The sequence below is a fragment of the Nitrospira sp. M1 genome (assembly GCF_965152605.1).
Genome location: NZ_OZ224217.1, coordinates 1,312,431 through 1,335,792, shown reverse-complemented (window position 1 = coordinate 1,335,792; position 23,362 = coordinate 1,312,431). Strand labels below are relative to the sequence as shown.

The 23,362-nt window shown below is 49.3% G+C and carries 21 protein-coding genes; 4 read left to right on the top strand and 17 right to left on the bottom strand.

Features of this window, described 5'->3' with window-relative positions:
* The first annotated feature begins 237 nt into the window (after positions 1 to 237).
* Positions 238 to 1,512, top strand: coding sequence for a Glu/Leu/Phe/Val family dehydrogenase (locus tag ACWHX8_RS06415; RefSeq protein WP_447971129.1), 1,275 nt, complete (start codon positions 238 to 240; stop codon positions 1,510 to 1,512).
* Between the two features lie 54 nt (positions 1,513 to 1,566).
* On the opposite strand, the gene ACWHX8_RS06410 is transcribed toward ACWHX8_RS06415, so the two are convergent.
* The 9 genes from ACWHX8_RS06410 to ACWHX8_RS06370 all read right to left on the bottom strand — a co-directional run bounded on the left by ACWHX8_RS06410 (position 1,567) and on the right by ACWHX8_RS06370 (position 10,514).
* Complete coding sequence (locus ACWHX8_RS06410; protein ID WP_447971875.1) at positions 1,567 to 2,490, bottom strand: class I fructose-bisphosphate aldolase; 924 nt, start codon at positions 2,488 to 2,490, stop codon at positions 1,567 to 1,569.
* Between the two features lie 127 nt (positions 2,491 to 2,617).
* The gene (cysE, locus tag ACWHX8_RS06405) at positions 2,618 to 3,268 is read right to left on the bottom strand and encodes a serine O-acetyltransferase (protein WP_447971128.1); all 651 of its coding nucleotides are present in this window, start codon (positions 3,266 to 3,268) and stop codon (positions 2,618 to 2,620) included.
* Between the two features lie 179 nt (positions 3,269 to 3,447).
* Entirely contained in the window at positions 3,448 to 3,936 is a 489-nt protein-coding gene (ispF, locus tag ACWHX8_RS06400) for a 2-C-methyl-D-erythritol 2,4-cyclodiphosphate synthase (protein WP_447971127.1), read from the bottom strand.
* A 7-nt stretch (positions 3,937 to 3,943) separates the two neighbouring features.
* Positions 3,944 to 4,654: a 2-C-methyl-D-erythritol 4-phosphate cytidylyltransferase gene (gene ispD / locus ACWHX8_RS06395; RefSeq protein ID WP_447971126.1), complete on the bottom strand. Its 711-nt coding sequence runs from the start codon at positions 4,652 to 4,654 to the stop codon at positions 3,944 to 3,946.
* Positions 4,647 to 5,690: a TRAM domain-containing protein gene (locus ACWHX8_RS06390; RefSeq protein WP_447971125.1), complete on the bottom strand. Its 1,044-nt coding sequence runs from the start codon at positions 5,688 to 5,690 to the stop codon at positions 4,647 to 4,649. The genes ispD and ACWHX8_RS06390 overlap by 8 nt, the downstream gene beginning before the upstream one ends.
* A 31-nt stretch (positions 5,691 to 5,721) precedes the next feature.
* The gene (gene fbp, locus ACWHX8_RS06385; protein WP_447971124.1) at positions 5,722 to 6,720 is read right to left on the bottom strand and encodes a class 1 fructose-bisphosphatase; all 999 of its coding nucleotides are present in this window, start codon (positions 6,718 to 6,720) and stop codon (positions 5,722 to 5,724) included.
* Positions 6,721 to 6,977: 257 nt separating this feature from the next.
* Entirely contained in the window at positions 6,978 to 8,381 is a 1,404-nt protein-coding gene (locus ACWHX8_RS06380; RefSeq protein ID WP_447971874.1) for a phosphomannomutase/phosphoglucomutase, read from the bottom strand.
* 20 nt (positions 8,382 to 8,401) lie between these two features.
* Positions 8,402 to 9,850: a mannose-1-phosphate guanylyltransferase/mannose-6-phosphate isomerase gene (locus ACWHX8_RS06375; protein WP_447971123.1), complete on the bottom strand. Its 1,449-nt coding sequence runs from the start codon at positions 9,848 to 9,850 to the stop codon at positions 8,402 to 8,404.
* Between the two features lie 109 nt (positions 9,851 to 9,959).
* Positions 9,960 to 10,514, bottom strand: a complete 555-nt coding sequence (locus ACWHX8_RS06370) for a KdsC family phosphatase (RefSeq protein ID WP_447971122.1) — start codon at positions 10,512 to 10,514, stop codon at positions 9,960 to 9,962.
* Positions 10,515 to 10,975: 461 nt separating this feature from the next.
* Between ACWHX8_RS06370 and ACWHX8_RS06365 the strand changes: the two genes are divergently transcribed.
* Both ACWHX8_RS06365 and ACWHX8_RS06360 read left to right on the top strand, forming a co-directional pair.
* On the top strand, positions 10,976 to 11,413 hold the full coding sequence (locus ACWHX8_RS06365; RefSeq protein WP_447971121.1) for a hypothetical protein: 438 nt from the start codon (positions 10,976 to 10,978) through the stop codon (positions 11,411 to 11,413).
* Positions 11,414 to 11,475: 62 nt separating this feature from the next.
* A complete protein-coding gene (locus tag ACWHX8_RS06360) occupies positions 11,476 to 12,417 on the top strand; it encodes a P-loop NTPase (protein WP_447971120.1) in 942 nt (313 codons plus the stop codon).
* Positions 12,418 to 12,431: 14 nt separating this feature from the next.
* Here the strand turns inward: ACWHX8_RS06360 and ACWHX8_RS06355 are convergent, their stop codons facing one another.
* From ACWHX8_RS06355 to ACWHX8_RS06345, 3 genes are all read right to left on the bottom strand, one after another.
* The gene (locus ACWHX8_RS06355; protein ID WP_447971119.1) at positions 12,432 to 12,755 is read right to left on the bottom strand and encodes a hypothetical protein; all 324 of its coding nucleotides are present in this window, start codon (positions 12,753 to 12,755) and stop codon (positions 12,432 to 12,434) included.
* 188 nt (positions 12,756 to 12,943) lie between these two features.
* The gene (locus tag ACWHX8_RS06350; RefSeq protein ID WP_447971118.1) at positions 12,944 to 13,717 is read right to left on the bottom strand and encodes an ElyC/SanA/YdcF family protein; all 774 of its coding nucleotides are present in this window, start codon (positions 13,715 to 13,717) and stop codon (positions 12,944 to 12,946) included.
* Between the two features lie 541 nt (positions 13,718 to 14,258).
* Positions 14,259 to 14,654: a hypothetical protein gene (locus ACWHX8_RS06345; protein WP_447971117.1), complete on the bottom strand. Its 396-nt coding sequence runs from the start codon at positions 14,652 to 14,654 to the stop codon at positions 14,259 to 14,261.
* 182 nt (positions 14,655 to 14,836) lie between these two features.
* On the opposite strand from ACWHX8_RS06345, the gene lexA reads away from it, so the two are divergent.
* Entirely contained in the window at positions 14,837 to 15,379 is a 543-nt protein-coding gene (lexA, locus tag ACWHX8_RS06340) for a transcriptional repressor LexA (protein WP_447971116.1), read from the top strand.
* A 157-nt stretch (positions 15,380 to 15,536) separates the two neighbouring features.
* Here lexA and ACWHX8_RS06335 read toward each other — a convergent pair whose 3' ends face one another.
* The 5 genes from ACWHX8_RS06335 to ACWHX8_RS06315 form a co-directional block, all read right to left on the bottom strand.
* Complete coding sequence (locus ACWHX8_RS06335) at positions 15,537 to 16,943, bottom strand: efflux transporter outer membrane subunit (protein WP_447971115.1); 1,407 nt, start codon at positions 16,941 to 16,943, stop codon at positions 15,537 to 15,539.
* A 1-nt stretch (position 16,944) separates the two neighbouring features.
* Complete coding sequence (locus ACWHX8_RS06330; RefSeq protein WP_447971114.1) at positions 16,945 to 20,118, bottom strand: efflux RND transporter permease subunit; 3,174 nt, start codon at positions 20,116 to 20,118, stop codon at positions 16,945 to 16,947.
* Positions 20,115 to 21,338: an efflux RND transporter periplasmic adaptor subunit gene (locus ACWHX8_RS06325; protein ID WP_447971113.1), complete on the bottom strand. Its 1,224-nt coding sequence runs from the start codon at positions 21,336 to 21,338 to the stop codon at positions 20,115 to 20,117. The genes ACWHX8_RS06330 and ACWHX8_RS06325 overlap by 4 nt, the downstream gene beginning before the upstream one ends.
* Positions 21,339 to 21,544: 206 nt before the next feature.
* Entirely contained in the window at positions 21,545 to 21,991 is a 447-nt protein-coding gene (locus tag ACWHX8_RS06320; RefSeq protein ID WP_447971112.1) for a VOC family protein, read from the bottom strand.
* Positions 21,992 to 22,214: 223 nt separating this feature from the next.
* On the bottom strand, positions 22,215 to 23,108 hold the full coding sequence (locus ACWHX8_RS06315; RefSeq protein ID WP_447971111.1) for an MBL fold metallo-hydrolase: 894 nt from the start codon (positions 23,106 to 23,108) through the stop codon (positions 22,215 to 22,217).
* Positions 23,109 to 23,362 lie beyond the last annotated feature (254 nt).

The window sequence follows — 23,362 nt, the reverse complement described above, 5'->3', positions numbered from 1 at the left end:
CAGGCTCACACCGAATGGCAGGACTTTATCAATTGATCGTGGAATAGAACAAACATTTTCCGGTAAACGTGAGAGGGGCAAAAAGACCCCCTACCATACGATTTTCTGAAGGTCCCACGCAAGGGATATAAGTACAGAGAAACAAGTCAAATTGTTTCGTCTCATGACTGCCATCACACATATGTCTTCTGTTCTATGTTACGATTAATCCGAAAATCTTTAATCCAGGAGGCCTTCATGGAAGAGGCAACTGTCACTGAATTTGACCATCCCACGTTTCGCCTGGCCGTCGCGCAGTTTGATCAAGCCGCCGAAGTCATGAGACTTGACCCAAACCTCAGAGAACGCCTCAAGGCGCCCCAACGCGCCCTCACCGTCAGCCTCCCAATTCGAATGGACGATGACACAGTCAAAGTGTTTATGGGATATCGGGTACAACATGACTCGGCCCGCGGCCCCTCGAAAGGAGGCATTCGCTATCATCCTGAAGTCAATTTAGGAGAAGTGGCCGCGCTCTCAATGTGGATGACCTGGAAAACGGCCATCGCCGGACTTCCGTACGGCGGCGCCAAAGGTGGGGTGAAGGTCTCACCCAGCACCCTCTCCCTGGGCGAACTGGAACGATTAACCCGTCGCTACGCGGCGGAAATTTTTCCGATCATCGGACCGGATAAGGACATTCCAGCACCCGATATTGGCACGAACGCACAGGTGATGGCCTGGCTGATGGATACTTACAGTGAACAAGTGGGATTTGCCGTGCCAGGCGTCGTGACTGGGAAACCGTTAGCAATTGGAGGAAGCGCCGGGCGAGAAGAAGCCACAGGCCGCGGCGTCGTGAATGTCACGCTGGAAGCCCTCAGACATCTGAATATCGACCTTTCAAATACGACAGTTGCCATCCAGGGGATGGGGAATGTCGGATCTCATACAGCACGAATCATTCGTCAATCGGGAGCCAAGGTTGTAGCCATTAGTGACCAGCTAGGGGGACTCTACAATGCACATGGACTGAATATTCCCGACGTTTTACAACGCTATCAAGAAGGAAAAGAACCTCTTGGTTCCATGCACAAACTCGGTGATCCTCTCACCAATGAAGAATTGCTGACAACAGATTGTACCGTCCTCATCCCTGCCGCTGTGGCTGAACAAATTACGACGCACAACGCCGCGAAGCTTCGCTGCCGGATCTTAGTCGAAGCCGCAAACGGACCGACCACACTTGAAGCGGACTCAATCTTGGCAGACCGGGACATCTTCACGATTCCCGATATCTTAGCTAACTCAGGCGGGGTGATTGTGTCGTACTTTGAGTGGGTGCAGGATGTACAAAGATTTTTCTGGAAGGAAGCGGACATTCATGAACGCTTAGAAGAAATCATTGTCGCAGCCTTTCAACGAACGTTGTCCTTCGCAACGGAACAAAAGTCCACCATGCGAACAGCAGCACTCATCAATGGAATCGATCGAGTCGCACAAGCCCATCAACTACGAGGCTTGTACCCCTGAATCACAAGGCAAGTCAGAAACAACAAGGGCGGCTCGACAAGAAACGCGCTAGCGTTACGACGACTCCCCTGCATACAGCTTCATCACCGTCGACATAAACTCAAAGGCTTCCGGTTTCTGCCGCTGGAAGGAATTTCTGCCAATAATCGACCCAAACCCGCCTCCGTCTCGAATCGCACGAACTTCATCAAAGATTTTCTTATCTTCGCCTTTGGCGCCCCCTGAGAAAATGACAATTCGTCGTCCATTAAACGTGCTTTGCACCACATGACGAATACGTTCTGCTGGTGTACTGATGGGAATTTTTTCAGACTCGTACACCTTCTTGGCGGCACTTTGCTCGATATAATCTGAGGGAACTTTGACTTTGACAATGTGGGCACCTAGCTGTGCCGCAATTTGAGCCGCATACGCCGAGACGTCAATCGCAGTTTCACCTTCCTTACTCAACCCTGCACCGCGAGGATACGACCAGACCACAACGGCTAACCCATAGGATTTGGCCTCCTGCGCAATTTCCCTGAGATGCTGGTACATCGTTTGGGCATTGGCTGACCCAGGATAGATGGTATACCCGATACCACAACATCCCAACCGCAATGCATCTCTCACACTCCCGGTAATAGCAGAATTAGGATCTTTGGTGGCGAACAACGAATCGTTGTTATTGAGTTTCAGAATTAGTGGAATTTGGCCGGCAAACTCCGCCGCCCCGGCCTCGAGAAACCCCAGAGGGGCTGCATAGGCATTACATCCGGCTTCAATACCAAATTCAAAATGATAGTGAGGATCGTAGCCAAGAGGATTTGGAGCAAAACTGCGCGCGGGACCGTGCTCAAACCCTTGATCGACGGGAAGGATTACCAGTCGTCCAGTCCCCCCTAAGCGGCCATTCAACATGAGTCGCGCAAGATTAGACAATTCCCCTGGACTCGCACCATCATAATAACCAAGAACTTCCTTCACACGCGGTGTCATTTGATTCGTCACAAGTTCAGCCCTCCGTTCTCATCCAATCATGGAAAGTATTATAGCACGATACAGCATGTTCAGCTCTTTAGCAGACACACACACCATCACAACGCAATATAGCCATTCACCGCACCTAGCGAGGAGGCTGCCCCTCTTGATTTTCGAGCCGCTTTCGTAAATCAATGAGCTCTCGTTCCATTGCTTCAAATCGCTCGGCTATCGGATCTGGAGTATTCAGATGATCCATCGTGGCCTCAGGAATACGTTCCCCCTCGTACTTCACAACACGACCAGGATTACCGACGACGGTTGAATTGGCAGGCACCGATCGCAGAACCACGGCATTGGCTCCAACTTTGACATTGTCCCCAATCGCAATGCCTCCAAGCACCTTCGCTCCCGCTCCTACCACGACATGATTGCCCAAAGTCGGATGACGTTTGCCTCGTTCTTTTCCTGTCCCACCCAACGTCACACCCTGGAAAAGCGTGACATAATCACCAATTTCTGTTGTTTCACCTACGACCACTCCCATGCCATGGTCGATAAAAAATCCTTTCCCAATCTTCGCGCCAGGATGTATTTCAATCCCCGTCAACCAACGTGCGAACTGGGAGATGAGTCGTGGGAAAAATGGGATGTTTCGACACCTCAATCCATGCGCCATACGATACGCCAAAAGCGCATGAAACCCTGAATACATGAGAAAGACTTCCCAACGACTGGTTGCCGCTGGGTCACGTTCAAACACGGCCTGTAAATCTTGTGAAATAAACTTAAACATGGGAAGCCACTGCGTACTTTATCTATCGTGATGGCTTCAGATCGTACCAAAGGCTATTGACCTTAAACAGCCTTGGGCTATAGCCGTCTCACTACTGCTCTGACACGGTCCATATCGATGGGCATAATATCAGACCATATGCTCAGTTGAAACCACGATCATCACACCACTTCCCAGTATTATGAGGAGGCAATTCGCATCTCGTCAATGAGACAGATCGCTTGCGTGGCAATACCTTCCTGCCGACCAATCATGCCAATACCTTCCCCACTTTTGACTTTCACATTGACTTGCGCCGTTTTAACACGTAATACGTTCGCCATGCATGCAGTCATTTTCTCAAGATAGGGGCCTAATTTTGGAGACTGTGCCATAATCACTGTATCAAGATTGACAAGACCGTACCCGTTTCGTGCAAGCATCTGGGTAATGTCTTGTAACATCGTGAGGCTCGAAAGATCTTTGAATTGCGGATTGGAACTCGGATAGTGTTTTCCCAAATCCCCCTCGCCCATGGCACCAAGCAAGGCATCGCACACGGCATGCACTAATGCATCGGCATCGGAATGCCCGTCAAGTCCATGTGTGTGCGAAATCTCAATGCCACCCAAAATCAACCGACGCCCTGCTTTGAGGGGGTGAATATCATACCCTTGACCAATGCGCATAGTTACCCTATAGCTCTTTTTGAGTGTTTTGACTGGAAAGAATAGCTTCCCCTAAGGCGATATCCTCAGGTCTCGTAATTTTAATATTGAATACACTGCCTTGAACAATCGTAACCGGATAGCCCAATTGCTCAACAAGCCCGGCATCATCCGTGGCATCGATATTTTTCGCTTCCGCCATTTCATGCGCTTCGACTAACCACGAGTACCGAAACACTTGCGGAGTTTGCGCTAACCATAGTTGCTCGCGAGAAAGCGTCGCTTCCACAACCCGGTGTTCATTGACTCGCTTGACCGTATCTTTCATCGGAATCGCAACAAGTGCGGCCCCATGCTTCAGTGCTGACTCTACAGCCTGTTCAACAATCTCACGCGAAACAAATGGCCGTACGCCATCATGGACAACGACAACATCAGGTATTGTCTTCAGGGCCAACACGCCATGTCGGACCGAGTCTTGACGGCGACGTCCACCAGGAACAATCTGAGAAACCTTTTGAATATGAAATCGATCGACAACGGCTTCTTGACAATACTGCCTGTCGGCCTCAGGAATGACCACGATAATTTCTGAAATGGCCTCGACGGCGTCAAGTGTTTGGAGGGAATGAACTAAAAGAGGGATGTCGCCAAGAGATAAAAATTGCTTCGGCGTGGCCCCACCCATTCGGGCTCCACGACCGGCGGCGGGAACCACCGCAGCCACGTGACTAGACACGCGCGAAGCTTAACTCCTCCCGTTCGGTCTCTTCTTTGAGGCGGGTAAAAATCATACGACCGGCACTCGTCTGCAACACGCTCGTGACAAGCACATCAACATTCTTCCCAATGACGCGCTTCGCATGATCAACCACGACCATGGTCCCGTCATCAAGATAGGCAATGCCTTGTCCCGCTTCCTTGCCTTCCTTCAGCACAAACACCTTCAATGTTTCACCGGGGAGAACGACCGGCTTCAAGGCATTACAGAGTTCGTTAATATTCAGGACTTTCACGCCTTGCAATCCAGCAACTTTATTCAAGTTTAAATCATTGGTCAGAATCTTCGCATCAATTTTCTTGGCCAACTCGACGAGCTTCGTGTCCACTTCTTTGACGTGCGGAAAATCATCTTCAACAATGTCGATTTTGACATTGGTCATTTTCTGCATACCATTTAAAATATCTAATCCACGCCGTCCACGCGCACGCTTGAGGCCATCCGACGAATCAGAGATATGTTGCAGTTCCAGTAAAATAAACTGCGGAACAACCATCGTGCCTTCAATAAAACCTGTTTCGCATAAATCGGAAATACGCCCATCAATGATCACGCTGGTATCTAACAGCTTGAGCGTAAAATCCGGCTTTTTTACGCCGTCGCTTTCTGCTAACGCTTCCTCATCGGCAGACAAGGTCAACACGGTTTCCGAGCCGTAACGCATCCCTACGATCAGTCCGAGGTACGGCAAGGTTAACAAGACGATGAGCCCGCCCACATGCCCCAGCAAAGACGAGGAATCAAGCACAAGACCAGCCATTCGAACAAAGAATCCGGCTACGAATAGACCACCCCCTAATCCCACAGCACCCCACACTGACATAGAGAGCGGAACATGGACCAAACGTTGCTCCAGACCAATCATTGCCCCACACACGAGAAGACCCAAGACCGCACCGACCAGAAGATACAACGGATCTCCTGCGCCAAGGCTAAATCCAACGCCCATTCCTGATACTATTCCCACCACCAAAAAGATGGTACGAAGAATCATAAGCGACTCCTCTTGTTCCTAAGATTGTTGTTCACGTACGTAGACATTCTTGGACCTGTTCGACATTTTGCCGACTCCCAATCACCAGAGGAACACGCTGATGAAGCATTTTCGGTTGAATAGAATTAACGGATTCAACTCCAGTGCTTCCTATTCCACCAGCCTGTTCAATCACATAGCTCAAAGGAGCCGCTTCATACATGAGTCGAAGCTTTCCTTCCGGTTTATTCACTTCCCCCGGGTACAGATATACCCCCCCTTTTAGGAGAATTCGATGGACATCAGCGACAAGACAACCGGTATACCGCGAACTATAGGGACGATTAGTAGCTGTATCCGTCTCTTTAATGTAGTGAAGATACTGTTGAAATCCACGGGACCATTTCTGGCAATTGCCTTCATTGACGCTATAAATCTTCCCTCGTGCAGGCATTTGAATATTCCTGGCTGTCAGGAAAAACTCGCCAAGTTCCGGCTCAAGGGTAAACTGATGAACCCCTTTCCCACAGGTATATACAAATACGGTACTTGTTCCGTATAACAAATACCCACCACCCACTTGCTCGGAGCCTGGCTTCAAAAGGTCCTGTTCTTTCTGTCCTGAACTCTCCTCAGATACGCGATGGAGAGAGAATATTGACCCTAACGGTGCATCCACATCAATATTGGAAGAACCGTCTAACGGATCTAAATACAGGGCATATTTCCCCGAACGTTGTGCATCAGAAAAGACATGGGGTTTTTCCATCTCTTCAGAAACCAACGTCTTCACAATCTCATTGGCTTTAAATACTTTAATGAAAATCTCATTGGCCCGTTCGTCCAACTTCTGAACGTCTTCGCCCTGAATGTTGGTCTCTCCCGTTGAGCCTAACACATCAATGATTCCAGCATGCCGTAAATCCCGGGCAATCATTTTGCCCGCAATTCCTAAATTCATCATGATATGAGAAAACTCGCCCGTGGCTTCAGGAGGAAAGGCATCCTCTTTGAGAATATGGGAAGTAAGCGATATGGGTTCCTGAATCATCCGTGACTCATTTTGATTAAGAAAAGCGATAGAAGTTTCCGTATTATAGACCTTTTCATGTATTGGGGCAACGGATGAGGTGTGATCAGTAGATCATTGGCCTAGAAGTTTCGAGCATCGGGGTGTCCGTGGATTTTTCACGCAGAGAAATTTCATAGAAAATTGTATAACCGTGAGAGACTGTTTCCAAAAACATGACACAATTGACTTCGTTGATGACCGTTATTCCAGAACCGACATATTCGTCATGCTCAGGCTTAGGACTCAAGTGAATGCTGACAGGCCTTCAGTTCTGATTCGAGAAACGTTCGAATGGCTTGAAGATGCTGAGGCGTGGAGGCCTCAAAGCGAAGCACCAGTGCCGGCTGAGTATTTGATGCACGAATGAGCCCCCATCCTTCATCAAATGTTACCCGAATTCCATCAATGGTCAAGATGTTTTTGATGCATAACGATGGCGTATCGGGATGAGGCGTCTTGGCAAGTTGCGTGATACGCTCGATCACCGCATCAACCAACTGAAACTTGTGCTCATCGGAACAATCAACACGAATTTCTGGCGTCACAGACGTCCGCGGCACATCCGCTAAAAGACTGGAGAGGGACTGTTTGGACTTTGCCAGAATTTCAATTAAACGACAGGAGGCATAAATGGCATCATCGTATCCAAAATACCGATCGGCAAAAAACATGTGACCGGACATTTCTCCCGCAAGCGCCGCCTGCTCTTCCTTCATCTTCGCCTTAATCACGGAATGGCCGGTTTTCCACATGATTCCTCGCCCACCGCGTTTTTCAATATCATCATAGAGAAGTTGTGAGGCTTTAACCTCCGAGATGAACGTACTACCAGGGCGGGAAGCCAACACATCTCTGGCAAAGAGCAACAACAGACGATCGCCCCAGAGAATATCCCCCTGTTCATCGATCGCCCCAATTCGATCGGCATCTCCATCGTACCCGATCCCGACGTGCGCACCATGCTGCTTCACTGCATGGATCAAGTCTTGAAGATTGTCAACAACCGTGGGATCGGGGTGATGATTTGGGAAACGCCCATCTAAATCGCAATACAACCCTGTCACGGTACACCCCAACTGCTCCAAGGCTTCTTTGGCGACAAGGGAAGCGGCGCCATTGCCACAATCGATGACCACATGAATCCCGCTCCCATCCAGGGAAGCAAAACTCTTCTTGAGATACGCTAAATAGTCTGAAATGATAGGTGACTCTACAACCGTCCCATGTCCACTGGAGTACTGCCCAGACTCGATGATCTGACGTAAGCGTTGGATGCCCTCTCCATACAACGCATGTTTCCCTATACACATTTTAAAGCCATTGTACTCGGCCGCATTATGACTACCCGTAATCATAATGCCTCCATCCACCTCACGCTCGAATAAGGAAAAATATAAAAGCGGTGTCGCACACACTCCAATATCAACGACATTCACCCCACCAGCGGTTAATCCCTTGATGAGGCGATCACGTAGTTCAGGTGATGTCAGCCTTCCATCCCAGCCAACGGCAATGGTTTTTATGCCGTTCTCCTGTCCAAGCGTGGCATAGGCTCTGCCCACAAGTTCAGCAACATCAATCGTCAGATCCTGCCCGACAATGCCTCGGATATCATATTCTCGAAAGATGCGCCGATTCACCGACTTCTCGTTGATCACACTCATGTCACCTCTCCTCGTCCAAAATCATCTTGAAACCGAACAATATCATCTTCACCAAGATAGGGACCGTTTTGTACTTCAATAATTTCTAACACGTCCTTCCCAGGGTTTTCTAAACGATGCGGAGTCTCAATCGGGATCCCCGTACTCTGACCGGCAAGAAGATCATACACATCATCTCCACACGTCACCCTTGCCCGCCCATTGATAACCACCCAATGTTCCGTTCGCTTATGATGCATCTGAAGCGATAACCGACGACCTGGCATGACCGTGATCCGTTTGACTTTATACCCCGGCGCTTCCTCTAACACGGTATAGGCGCCCCATGGCCGCATCACCGTCAGGTGCTCCAAATGTTCTGGAGCATTACGTTTTTTTAACTCCTGGACGACCTGTTTTACGTCTTGCGCTCTAGACTTAGGGCAAATCAATGTCGCATCCGGGGTATCGACGACGACCATATCTGATAGTCCGATCGTTGCCACCATGCGCCGATCCGCAAACAGGACGGAATTGGTACTTCCGATATCCATAATATTGCCGCTCAAGACGTTGCCGGCCTGATTACGCGGCGCCACCTCTTCAAGACTACTCCAACTTCCAACGTCAGACCAGCCAAAATCGACAGGGATTACCGCCGTCTGCGAAGCATGTTCCATCACACCATGGTCAATCGACACTGACTCTAAACGATGATACTGCTTCGCAATGTCCGCCTTTGCCGCCCCATCTCGAATCATGGACTCAACCCGTTTCAGTCCCTTCACAAGCGCCGGCTTTTGCCTTTCGAGTTCCTGCAAGACCACTTCGGCCTTCCACATAAAGATACCGCTATTCCAAAAGAAATTTCCTGATTGAACATACCGCTTCGCCGTGGGGAAATCTGGCTTTTCAACAAAACGAGCCACACGATACCCGGTCATTTTCCCTCGATGTCCGAGACGAGACCGTCGGTTCGGCTGGATATATCCATAGCCGGTCTCTGGTCTCGACGGCTGGATACCGAACGTCACGAGATTTCCCTGTGTTGCCAGTTGCACGCCGAGACTCACGGCTTGCTGAAACTTCGTGGGCTGAGCAATCACATGATCAGCCGGCAATACCACCATCACAGCATCAGGATCACGATGCAGTAATTGGAGAGCGGCAAGTCCAATTGCGGGAGCGGTATTCCGTCCTTCAGGTTCAAAAATAATATTTCCAGATAATTCCTCTTGCCAGTTCACTAATTGCAAGGTGATCGAGTCGGCTTGCCCTTGGTTCGTGACAACCACGATACGATCCGCAGGCATCGAGCGAAGGAGTCGCCGAACCGTCTGCTGGATAAGCGTTTCCTCTCCAATAATTCGTAACAGTTGCTTGGGAAATCGTTCACGACTCAATGGCCAAAAACGCGTGCCGCTTCCACCGGCCAAGATCACTCCATATAAATGAGCATGTGTCATGTATTATTCCATTATGTTTTCATGGTGTGTAAGAGCACTCAAAAAGGACATGCGCAATATCTCGCGGTCGACTTTACTAGTTGAATATCATTCTAGTACCACGTCAACATTACCGAAACAACGGCTGTGCTCCACGGGCAGATAAAATAAGATCGGCGACTTCTCGTACAGCCCCATTTCCACCGTTATGACGACAAATATAATGGACGACGCTTCGAACTGAATCCATACCGTCCGCGGGAGTCGCCGCAAACCCAACGTTCCGTAAGGCTTCCAAGTCGTTCACGTCATCACCCATATACGCAACTTCGTTCAGAGATATGTCGTACTTTGACACTAACGCCTGGAGAACAGACAATTTATCGTGGATGCCTTGGTGCAGCTCCGGAATGGTCAGCTTTTGAGCCCGTTTTTGGACTATCTTGGTATGTTCCATCGTCACGATGGCAGTAATCAGGTGTTCAGCCTGCAACAGCTTAATGCCCATACCATCGCGCGTCTGAAACCTTTTGAATTCCTCTCCGCCTTCTCCATAATACATCCCACCATCAGTCAGCACGCCGTCGACATCGAAGGCCACCAAACGGATACGCCGTAAGACCTTTCTCCGCGCAGTGGCTGTTAAGACTTTTTTCGATGTCCGGCGAGTCGATACCCCTGGCATAAAGCCCCCCTGAATCTATCAAGACTCTTTTGGCAATTTATAGACATTGTCGCGTTGATAAGACAAACGACCACGTCGACGCACATAATCAGTCGTGGAAGAAAACTTTACCAGCGAAACACCCTGTTGCCAAGAAAAAAATAGGCACACGAATCCGATGGGACGAATTCAATAATTATTCACGTGATACTTTATTCTTTCTTGAATTCAAAAACAGTGATATGATTAAAAGGATAGCAGCTCTGGATTCCATGTCACCCTGAAGTCCTCACCGACGGGCGGAACATTTATGACGATTCAGATTACGCACGATACCTGCTTCGCCACAACACAATCGCCCATGCGTACCAACATGTATTACCTTGAAAAAACACGGCATGAAACGAAACTTTAGTCGGCTGCTTATAGCTGGAACAATTGTTGTCTTTGCTGGTTGTTCATCGCAAGGACCTCGAAACAACATGGATTCCTTCTTGTGCTGGCTTCGTCCCTCATGCCTTCCCAATCAATCAACTTCGTCCCCTCAGCCATCTTCCGCTACACCCAAACGTCCCAAGAATGTCGCCACACATCGACAAGTCGCCACACCAAAACAACCATCGCGACCGCCCTGCGTCACAACAGTCAAAACCATCGTGACGAAACACCAGCCTTCCATCACAATTTCATACATAGAACCCGACACACGAGCCGATGGAACCCCATTGCACGACCTCGCCAAGACAACTATTTACCATAATCAGGGAAACGGGTTTATTAAAACAAAAGACGTACCGGCAACGAATCCCAAGGGAGGCGGAACCATTACGGAAACGCTTTCCATCGATGTCAACCCTCGGAAACACGTTGAAACCACGATTTGCGTGACCGCTACCAATCAGTCAGGAAATGAGGGGTAGCATAGCCAGAAATCGTAGTCGACACTTTAAGTCGGATTAAATCCACGCGACCAAGAAAACCCATGGGTACGATTATTTCTATTGCATCGGGAAAAGGCGGTGTAGGGAAAAGCGTCATTGCCAGCAATCTAGCCCTTCAGTTTTCACGACAAGGCCAAAAAGTCGTGTTGGTCGACCTTGATATTGGAGGAGCCAATCTCCACATTCTTTTCGGAAACCTTTCTCCTTCGCCTACACTCTCGGACTTCCTTGAACGCCAGATCGATTCGCTCGACTCCGTCGTCCACACAATTCCTTGGGCACAAGGACTAGGATATATCCCCGGTACGGGGAATACTCTGGTAGGGGGAAACCTGCTCCATAGCAAAAAACTCCGGTTACTCCGTCACCTCAAAAACCTTGATGCCGACATCGTCATCTTAGACTGCGCTCCGGGCACCAATTATCATACGCTGGACTTCTTTCTTGCGGCAGACGTTCATGTCACCATCGCGACCCCAGACCCCACATCGGTCATCGAAGTCTATCGATTTATGAAATTGGCGGCTATTCGGAAAGTCATGACCCACCTGTCCATTCGATTGCATGGTGAAATACGACAATCGCTTGTCAATCAGGAATTCTCCAACATCCAGGAAGTGCTTGAAGCCTTTACCCCAACACACGAAGCGCAAAAAACCGAAGCCCTCGCGATCCTCAAAACCTTTGACCCATTTTTTATTCTGAATCGTGCGAATAACCGACACAAGTTTTCCACCTCATCACTCCAACAAGTGCTCTTGAAATTCTTGGGTACAGAATTGGTCGTGCTTGGAGAAATTCCTCATGACGATGTTGTCACCCACTCCATCAGAAATTATTTACCCGTCATCGACTGGGCGCCACATTCGCCTGCCTCCATAGCCCTCATGCAAACGTTTTACGCCTTACAACAACGAATTCTCATGCAGAGTCCACGCCGGGCAACCACCACAGAGGCACTCCATCAACCGACCAATGGTTGATGAGACAATGGACATCAATCTGGGACGAGTCTATACCCGTTGTCCACCATACAGCGATTGATTTCCAAACCCAACGATACGGTATCTTTCGACCACCCGTTTTCCCCACGTAGTTTTTCTTCCGTACATCTCGCATGAACGACATCCACATCCGCTTGACCAGGTTCATGCATCACCCACACACCCTGCGAACATTGAGTATACGGGTGACATATTCGCTCAGCTCGGTCACGTCCATGTTGAGGAGCCGCGTAGCTCTCCCACGTGTCCGCAATACACCCATTCAATACGACGGCACCCAACATTGCATAGAGCCCCATTCGCCACGGCATTTTCATACACTAACCCCCAATTGAATTCTTTTTAGCTTTGATAATTCGGTCAGAATTATCTACAGACAGGCCTGAATATGCCTTCAATGCATGTATCGGAAGGTTGGGGGTATTAAAAGAGGGGAAAATGCTGACACACGCAGCTTTTAGTTTTAACGCCACAACCACCTAGGCCAGCATCACTCAACAGAATATCAAATTTGTCCTTGAAGCCAAGCCCATGCAATTCCGAGATATTCATGCATGGCCATATCCGCTAGTCGTAATCCCGAAGACCCTGGAATCCAGGACCAGAGTGAAAACGTCCGTTCGGCCTTCCAATGTCCGATAGGAGATGGGATGGGATACAGCTTGCGTTTCGCAAACAATTTCATGGCTCTGGGCATATGGTAGGCGGATGTCACCAGAATAAACGGTTCATCTCTAACTAAGGCAGAAACAAACCGAGGATGATCTTTCGTATCACGAGATTGGACCTCTAGCACAATATCAGACTTTTTCACCCCATACGTTTGGGCCACACGACTCAGCACTGTGGCTTCTGGAACGGCCTGAAAGCCAAGCCCTCCAGTCAGGATGAGTTGGCTGCCTGGCAACAGACGATAGAGACGAATTCCCTCTAATAACCGCTCTCGAGACGCATGTAATATTTGAAGATGAAGGGGCAGCGTCGAATCTCCCGCCACACCGCCTGCAAGCACCACAATTTGAGGAATTTTCGGTGAATTCGACGAGGCCAACGTTTGGATTTGCGATGACGTGAGAGGAACATATTGTGATTCAAGGGCTTGGATCATTCGACCAGATATCGCTTCAGTACTCACGGCCATCAATAAGACAAACCCGACACTCACCATCACCTTACCCAACCACTTTTTTTTGGTGAACCACAACAACACAAGCCCAATTCCCATAATTTCCAAACACAGTGGAAGCGGCAGGAGAACTTGTCCCAAAATTTTCTTCATCAAAAACATCGTACCCTCACACCCAATCCCCCAGATACCAATCTTTCGCGAACGGCATAAAACGCATATCGGCCATGCCTGCAAGGCAATACGACCTTAAGACATCACATATCATATTTCACTGCACGTCGAGCAAATGCACATGGTTGCGATGCGGCATCGTTTCACACGCTCACAGCAAAACGGCGCGTTCGTCCTAGAACTCCGACCCTCGGCATGGCTCCGCCATCCACCTGAGAGATCTCTGACAGATGCCAGTCCCATCGAGCCAACCCGGTTCACACGGCGTCACGACGAACCTCAACCAGTAGAAGTTCATTGATTCGGCTATAGAATAAACAAATTAGGAACTTCTGACTATAGCGAATCCACAGACTTTTCAATCCATGCGTCCAGCTCACACAACAAAAAAATTGGCATCAACTATCAGAAATGATTTGAAACGACTATTGGAAAGAAACAACTATGAAATCACTCAAGGCCTTCGACCTGAGAAATGGTAAAGACTGTGGCAGATACATGAATTGATAGCAAGAAAAAATTACTCAGGAAGCGAACAGGCTTGGGTCATGTCGTTGAGACGACGCTCAAAGGTTTTCATCGCATGGGTCAACATTCGTTGAGCTTGAATGACTTCTTTGATGGCCACCCCCCCGTGCGAGCGATGATTCACGCAATGAATCCTTCCACCGGCAAACCCACGACTCCCATTTCGACAGGGTTCTACGCCATCTGGGAAAAGCGTTAACGTCAACTTCGATTGGTAGACTCGATTATGCTGCCTCACAACATCTTTTTGTGCATGACTCAGTAAGGTCATGGCCTCAGCGCAAGCATAACTCCAAACTTCTGCACTGAGTGAGGAGGGAATACTCCATAACACCACAAGAAGCAGTGTTGTCAGAATATATTTACTGGAAAAACTGGGAAGCTCCATGTTCAGGCCACTTTCATGCTGAGCAATCAATTTCCACGAACACCCATATCACATTGAAAGGTATCGACAACAGGAAAAACTATTCCCCTTTTGAGGGGACTCTTAAGAGAAGCCTTGAGGAACACAACCCCTCATAGACTCCCCCTTGACAAGCATTCCCTCAAAATGCAACCATTGGTTGCATGACGTCAGGAACACTCAAAAAAATACGAAAGAGCTTAGGGTTAACGCAACAAGCATTGGCCGACCACCTACAGACAACACGCACCACGATTGCCCGTTATGAATGCGGCGATCGGCGCATTCCAGGCATGATTGAAGTCGCACTTGCTCAATTAGGCGCTCCTCTTCAGGTGCCAATGGCTGGCATCGTTGCAGCCGGAATTCCCATCGAACCCATTCCACAAACAGAATTCGTTGAAGTCCCACACGCAATGTTGACCAGTGAAAAAACGTTCGCACTTCGCGTGAAAGGGGAATCGATGAAAGACGATGGGATCCTTCCAAACGATTTAGTGATCATCCGGAAGCAAGAAACAGCACGGAATGGCCAAACGGTTGTCGCGCTCCTCAACAACGAAGCCACGATTAAAAAATACTATCGAAGAGAAAATCAGATAGAGCTGCAACCAGCGAATTCAACAATGGCATCTATTATGGTGAGCCCGCAGGATGAGTTTCGGCTTGAGGGTATTCTTATCGGTGTGATTCGGTACTGTGAGTAATCATTCAACAAAAGGTGAGCATGCTATGATTAATAGTACAACATCAACAACGTCTCGAGACATGTGGTTGACCAGACTGTTCTCCCTCTTTTTTCAACAAGCGACTCCACGCGTAGGCCCCAGGCCGAATATTCGCCTTAACTATATTCAACTGTCATTACCCTTTCACTGAAACAACATCGGGATCCGGTGACCACCCGCCACCGAGAGCTTTGTAGAGTTGGACAATTGAGACGAGATGAAGACGATGGGTTTCTGCAAGCGACAATTCCGCATCAAAGAGACTACGCTTTGCAATCAGCACATCAATATAACTGGTGACGCCGCCTTGATAGCGGAGATTCGCCAGGCGCAAGGCCGATCGTAAAGCCTCAACTTGTTCACTCTGTGCCTGTCGTTGAATACGAGCGGTTTGCACGGCAATTAAGGCATCTTCAACTTCCCGAAAGGCCACAAGAATTGTTTGCTGATATTGAGCAAGCGCTTGCTTGGCTTGAGCCTCAGCAATATCTTGCTGAAACCCAAGGGCTTCCGCATTGAGGAGTGGACCGACAATGTCAAACCCTGCGGCCCCAAACTTGGCCTCCGACTTAAAGAGGTTTGAAAGTCGTGGACTCGCAACGCCCAGAACCCCCGTGAGCGTCACTTTTGGAAAACGGTCAGCTTTGGCAATGCCGATTCGTGCCGTAGCCGCGATTAACTCATGTTCGGTCTTCAAAATATCAGGCCGGCGGCGAAGAAGTTCAGAAGGTAACCCAGCGGGAACTTCTGGCGGAAAGATTTGATCCGTCAGCATCGTCCCTCTCGCAATTTCAGTAGGATTCCTTCCTAGCAGCACACTGAGCTCATTCTCTTTCTGTGTCATTAATCGTTCAAGCTCGGCCACGCGTGCGGCGGCATTGGCGCGTTCAGCTTCAAACTGATCGGCATCAAGCCTTGATGTAACCCCTCTTCCCAACCGAGCACTCGCAATCCTCACAGACTCTTCCCAGGACTCGAGCGTTCGCCTTGCAATATCAAGTTGCATATCAAACTGTAAAAGATCGAAATAGGCTTGCGCCACACCACTCACAAGCCCAAGAACTACGGCTCGTCGATTTTCCTCCTGTGCTAAGAGATCGGCCAAGGCAGCTTCCGTCGATCTTCGAATCCGGCCCCAGATATCAAGCTCCCAGGCCAAATCTCCTAGTAGGGAATAACTAAACGTTCCAGGAGAACCAGGAAAGCGAAATCCACCGGTTCGGCCAAGAGCTGGGAATCTCGAACTCCCAGTCATCTGTGGTGCAAAATCAGTCCGCGCGGCGTAGAGACGAGCTTCAAATTCTTCGATACTCGCGACAGCCTGCTGAAGATCCTTATTTTCCTCAAGCGCCGTCTGAACAAGTTTCTGAAGTGTGGCATCTTGCAGGAGTTCCCACCACGGAAGATTCGCCAAGGACTCCAGAGAACTCAACGTTTCAGCTTGACGAAAATCCTCAGGTACCTGAAGGTCAGGCTTTGCATAGTCAGGACCCACCGCGCACCCACTCAACAATATCAACGCCAAACCTACGATCACACGCATATTAAGACTCTTCCCGTTCTTGAAGGGTTGGTGCGGTTTTCAAAGATTGCGCATGAGGAACATCGCGCGTGTCCTTGCGAAATTTCCCGATAACCACAAAAAACAACGGGACAAAAAAGACGGCAAGGAATGTGGCGGCCAACATGCCTCCAAACACTCCCGTCCCGATCGAATTACGACTCGCAGCCCCAGCTCCAGACGCGATGACAAGAGGAACCACCCCTAAAATGAAGGCCACCGATGTCATGATAATAGGCCGGAATCGAAGCCGAGCCGCCTCAAGTGCAGCATCCACCAACGAGTGACCTTCTTCATACCGTTGATTGGCAAACTCGACAATCAAAATGGCATTCTTCGCCGCCAAACCAATCAATGTAACGAGTCCGATTTGAAAGTAGATATCGTTCGTCATACCCCGCATCCACACGGCACCCAACGCGCCAAGAATACTAAACGGAACAGCCAGGAGAACGGCAAATGGGATCGACCAACTTTCATACAGGGCAGCCAACACCAAAAACACCATTAACATGGCAAAGGCAAACACCATCACAGACTGCCCTCCAGCCTTGCGTTCTTGAAATGACATCCCACTCCAATCAATGGCATATCCCTGAGGAGTTAACACTTCATCGGCAACCTCTTCCAAGGCATCGAGCGCTTCTTCAGAACTATACCCTGGCGCGGCCCCACCTAAGACCAACGCGGTATTGAACCCATTAAAATGGGTCACAGGATCAGGCCCCGTCGTGAATTCAGTCGTGACAACGGTATTTAATGGGACCATGCTCCCCCCTGATCCATTCTGCGCACGGACATACATCTTGCTAATGTCTTCAGGGCTCGATCGGTACTGAGGCAGCGCTTCTGTCTGAACACGATACACACGACCAAACCTGACAAAATCATTGATATACAGGTTTCCGAAATAGGCTTGCATCGTATCGAAGACTTCTGAAATCGGCACACCCAGGGCCTTTGCTCGATCTCGATCAACCATGGCATTGAGGCGTGGAGCACTGATACGAAAACTGGTATTTGCGGCAGCAATCGCCGGATGCTCCCCTGCTTTCGTCACAAATTCTTGGGTCACAGCTGCAAACTTCTTGAAATCCCCTCCGCTGGGGTCTTGTAGTTGGAGGGTAAATCCACCGGTAGCCCCGACCCCTCTGATTGAAGGTGGATTGAAGGCCAAGATCAGGGCTTCAGGAATTTTGGCAAACTCTTGAAACGCAGCGGCAATCAGAGACGGCGCCTGCTCATGCTCCTCCTCTCGCTCATCCCAATGATGTAATGGGATAAACATCGTCGCCTGATTGGCTCCACGAGTATTGAAAATAAAATTTTGGCCGGCAAGAGTATCCGTCGAATGCACGGACGGAACCGACTTGAAATACCCTTCCACCTTTTCCAAAACCCGAATGGTTCGCTCTTGCGATGCTCCATCTGGCAATTGAACAATCGTAATGAAATAGCCCTGATCTTCTGGTGGAAGAAACCCACCGGGAATAGTTTTAAACAGGCTCCATACGGTGAACAGCAAAATGGCAAAAATGCCCAGTGACATGATGGAACGTCGGATCAACACACCCACAGCCCCCACATAACGAATCTGCATCCAATCAAATGACTGATTGAACAATTTCCAAAACCCTCGGGGTTCACCATGGGCTGGCTTGAGAACGAGAGCACACAGCGCAGGGCTCAACGTTAGTGCCACAATCCCTGAAATAGCAACGGACACCGCAATCGTAATGGCAAACTGTTTATAGAGTTCACCTGTAATCCCACCCAAAAATCCAACGGGAACAAATACCGCGACGAGCACAAGTACGCTGGCAATCACCGGCCCAGTGACTTCGCTCATAGCTCTTTGAGCAGCCTCCTTCGGGGAGAGACCTTGCTGGCTCATAAGACGTTCGACGTTCTCCACAACAATAATGGCGTCATCCACAACGATTCCTATGGCCAACACCATGCCAAACAACGTTAAGGTATTGATGGAAAAATCTAAGGCTGCCATGCCAGCAAATGTGCCAATCAGCGAGACGGGAACGGCGACCGCAGGAATAAGGGTCGCACGCCAACTTTGGAGAAACAGAAACACCACCAAAATAACCAACACCATCGCTTCGATGAGCGTCTTGACGACTTCCTTAATAGACACTTCAATAAATTGTGTGGTGTTATAGGGAATATCGTAAGACACGCCTCGCGGAAAACTCGGGGCAAGTCGATCCATTTCATTCCGAACCCGTTCGATGGTATCAAGCGCATTAGCTCCAGGAGCAAGAAATGTGATGAGAAAGGTATTGGGTTTCCCATCCCATCGTCCTTGAAGATCATAGGACTGTGCGCCTAACTCAACTGTGGCCACATCCCGCAACCTCACCATTGACCCATCGGGATAGGCCCGAACGATCATATTTTCAAATTCCTTCACATCACTCATTCGACCATGCGTGATAATCGGAATCGTTAACTCCGTTCCCTGAGGTGCAGGTTCGCGTCCAATTCGCCCTGCAGGGAAATCGCGGTTCTGCTCTCGCACGACATCGGCGATATCACTCGGAGTCAAATCAAGTTGCGCCATACTCACGGGGTCAAGAATGAGGCGCATGGAATAGTTTTGACCGCCAAAAATTGATGCATCCCCGACACCGGGTAGTCGTTTGACATTGTCGAGAATACGAAGCAAGGCATAGTTTGAAAGATAAATTGTGTCATGATTGGGGTCGTTGGAGCTTAACGCGATCACCGCCAAGAGATCAGGTGAGGTCTTTTTCACCGTGACACCCTGACGCACGACTTCATCAGGAAGCTGCGGTTCCGCGAGTCGTTGCCGATTCTGTGTCTGCACCTGCGCAATGTCGACGTCCGTCCCAATTTCGAACGTGAGCTTCATCGTCATATGACCGTCATTGGTGCTTGTGGAGTCGTAGTACAAAAGATTGTCGATACCCGGAAGTTGGACTTCGATAGGACGCGCGACGGATTCAGCGACAACTTCCGCGCTGGCACCAGGATAGTCCGCATCGATTTGCACCATCGGTGGCGTGATTTGCGGAAACTGCGCAATAGGCAACGCCTGTAATGACACCAGTCCAATCACCACAATGATGATCGACAACACGGAGGCAAAGATTGGACGATCAATGAAAAAGTGAGGACTCACGACTCCTCCAAACGGTCCGCTTCAACAGGTGGGGTCACAGAAGAGTCCGCGGGGCTTTGAAATGGGATCGGATTGACCTGCGCTCCAGGCCGAACACGATGAAACCCTTCAACAACAACTTGCTCTCCTGCTTGCAGACCCTCATCAATCAACCAGTTTTGACCGTGCCAGGCACTGGCCGTAATCGGGCGTAGCTCGGCCTTATTCGCTCCATCGATGACATAGACAAACGTACCCTGAGCGCCCTGTTGGACCGCGCGTTGCGGGACTAATAAGGCATTCATTCGCATGTATCCCTTTACGCGAATTTGAACAAATTGGCCTGGGTACAAGGCATACACCGGCCGATCATCACGATCTCCCGGAATTGAGCGCTGCCGAGTATTGGGAAAGACAAAGCGCGATTGAAGGGAACCTGTTTCGGAACGAAAACCCGTTCCGGCAAAATCCAATGTGCCCTCATGGGGATAGGTCGTCCCATCAGCCATGGTCATAATCCCTCGTAATTCAAAAAGGTCAGGTCGCTCAACACGCTGTTCCGATAATTCTCGTTGGCGCCTCAAAATGTAGCTTTCAGGAACATTCACGTTGACGTACATGGGATCCATCTGACGGATGCTGGTGAGCAAGTCGGTCTGCGCAGAAACCAATCGGCCTTCATAGAGTTGGCTACGCTCAATTCGTCCTGACACGGGAGCCACAATAATTGTGTTTTTGAGATCGAATCGAGCTTTTTCAAAATCAGCTTTCGCCGACACAAGAGTCGATTCGGCTGCCAACTCTTCGGCAACCGCATCATCCACATCTTTTTGACTTACGGCCTGCTCGTCTAGAAGCGGTTTTACACGAGCCAACTCCGCTCGGGCCTGAGCCAACCGAGCGACGGCCTGGCCTACTTGACCTTTAGCACTTCCGGCCGCAGCCTTAAACGGAATCTGATCAATGAGATACAGCCTATCGCCTTTCTTGACATCACGGCCTTCTGTAAAAAAAACTTTCTTGATAATCCCCGTGACTTGAGACCGGATCTCGACAGGACGGAACGAGTCCGTTTGACCAATAAACTCCACCTCGTCAGGAATCGTTTCAGGAACCACGGTCATGACTTTGACTTCGGGGGGTGGAGGTGCAGGCGGCGGAGCAGCCTCCTGCTTACAAGCTGTCACGCTCAAGAGCACGACAACAACGGCGAACACGAGTCTATGTTTTTCTTGTTTCATAGGAAATTGCCTAAATCTGTACATCACGTCTCATGTACCTACAACTGGTTTTTATCGTGCTGTCGTGCCCCAAAAGTCCTCATTGACTTTCCGCAACCATAATCCATTTGCTACGAACGTTCTCTGACACACGATGAACAATTCCCGCGTGCTACGACAAGCAGACACCCGCAAGAAACGATTCTGGTTCGGTGTCATTGAGTCATTTACAACGCAAGTGGTTTAATCGGAGCCAACACGAGCATCGGATCTTCTTTCCATTGCGATGCTGGATCATCCACATATAGCTCCACTTCATTGCCATCAGGGTCCTTCAGGTACAGGCTTTGGCTTACCGTATGGTCACTCATTCCCACAATGAAAACGCCAGCCTGTTCAAGGTCCTTTTTAGCAGAACGAAGCTCCTCCAAGCTATCACCAACTTTAATGCCAATATGATAGAAACCACGCCGTCTACCTGACGAAGGTCCCGGAACATCTCCCACCTCGATCAAAAGTAATTCGTGATGCGTCCTGCCGGAGGTCAAAGCGCCAGCCTTGCCTTCGAACGCCCGGCCGACTTCCTGAAACCCCAACAGGTCTCGGTAAAAGCTCAACGAACGCTCTAAATCTTTCACATAAAACACGACATGACCTACATACTGTGCTTTCATGGCACCTCCTTTCTCCCCAGAAGGTTCCTTATTTCTGAGGAATGATCGTCCGCTGATTTGAAGCTGGAACATCATGCATTTCACTGTGGCTAAAACCCACATTGCGAAACATGCAATCGTATGCAACGGATTTAGTCAATCTCCAGCAAAACCAGGCGCTCATCATATTCGGCTCACCTCACGACCCTCCATCTTTTTGTTCGAACGTCCTCTCTGTGAGTATCTATTGTGTATCCGGCCTCCACGGAAAGGGGCCCATCCATTCATCAAGAAGAATCCGCCAGGCGTTCATCGGCAACCATTCCTTATACATCGCCCAATCTTTGTATTTGGGAAGCTGCACAACATTCGGAACCATCATTGGATTCGTACCCTTCTTAAATTCCGCAAAAATAGCGCCCCGTAAATCTTGCATGAATTGTAAATACATTTTCACGTCTTGCTTGGTTCCCCCCAATAACGGTGCGGCATTGTTGTTGTGAGAATAGACCGCTTTATCGAAATCCATTTGGTCAATAACCTTTAACGATCGCTCCCATTCTTTAATATTGAAATCTGGCACAATATTAAACATGACTCGATTCGGGACAACAAGGTCAGCGATATAGGCAATTTTTTCTTTTGGCAAAAGAAACACGGTCATGCCGAGTCCGTGATTCATGCCTAAATAATGCAACTCAATGACGGTGCCGCCGAGGGTGATATCTTTTCGATTTCCTTTCCAACTTTCGTCGGGAACCACCATGTCCGAGCCTGTATTCGCCTTCATCCATGCATAGGCCTCCTCATGAGCAATCAGCGTAGCCCCGGCATCGCGAAACACTTTCCCACCACTCGCATGATCCCAATGATTGTGGCTGTGCAAGAGATATCGAATGGGTTTATCTGTTATCTCCTTAATAGCTTTGACCATACCTGCGGCGTGTTGGGAGCTCACCGATTCGATTGCGATGACGCCGTCCTTGGTCACCATAAACATGGAAAAATAGCCATCGGCTGGGTTCCCATAGCTATACACTCCGTCCGCGATCTTCGCGGTGTTCGGGGGAAGGTCTTCAGCGAGAGCTACGTTGGATATCAAAAGGCTCAAGACAAGCATGCCAATGAAATGTTTCATACGATTTAACTCCTTTTCTCAACAGGTGACTTCGGAAACAAACTAACGATTAATCAAGTATAAATACGGTGCGCTAGAGATCATTTCTGGGCAATGACACACTTTTCTGTTTCGAATCCTGCGATGCTCTCGCGGTAACCTCTTCCACAATGACATTGGTCTGGCATCCTGAGGCCATCAATTGGCCGCCCGCTCGATGAATCTGTTGCAACAGCGCTTTGCCGTTTTCGTCGATCGAGGTGACGGCATTCAAA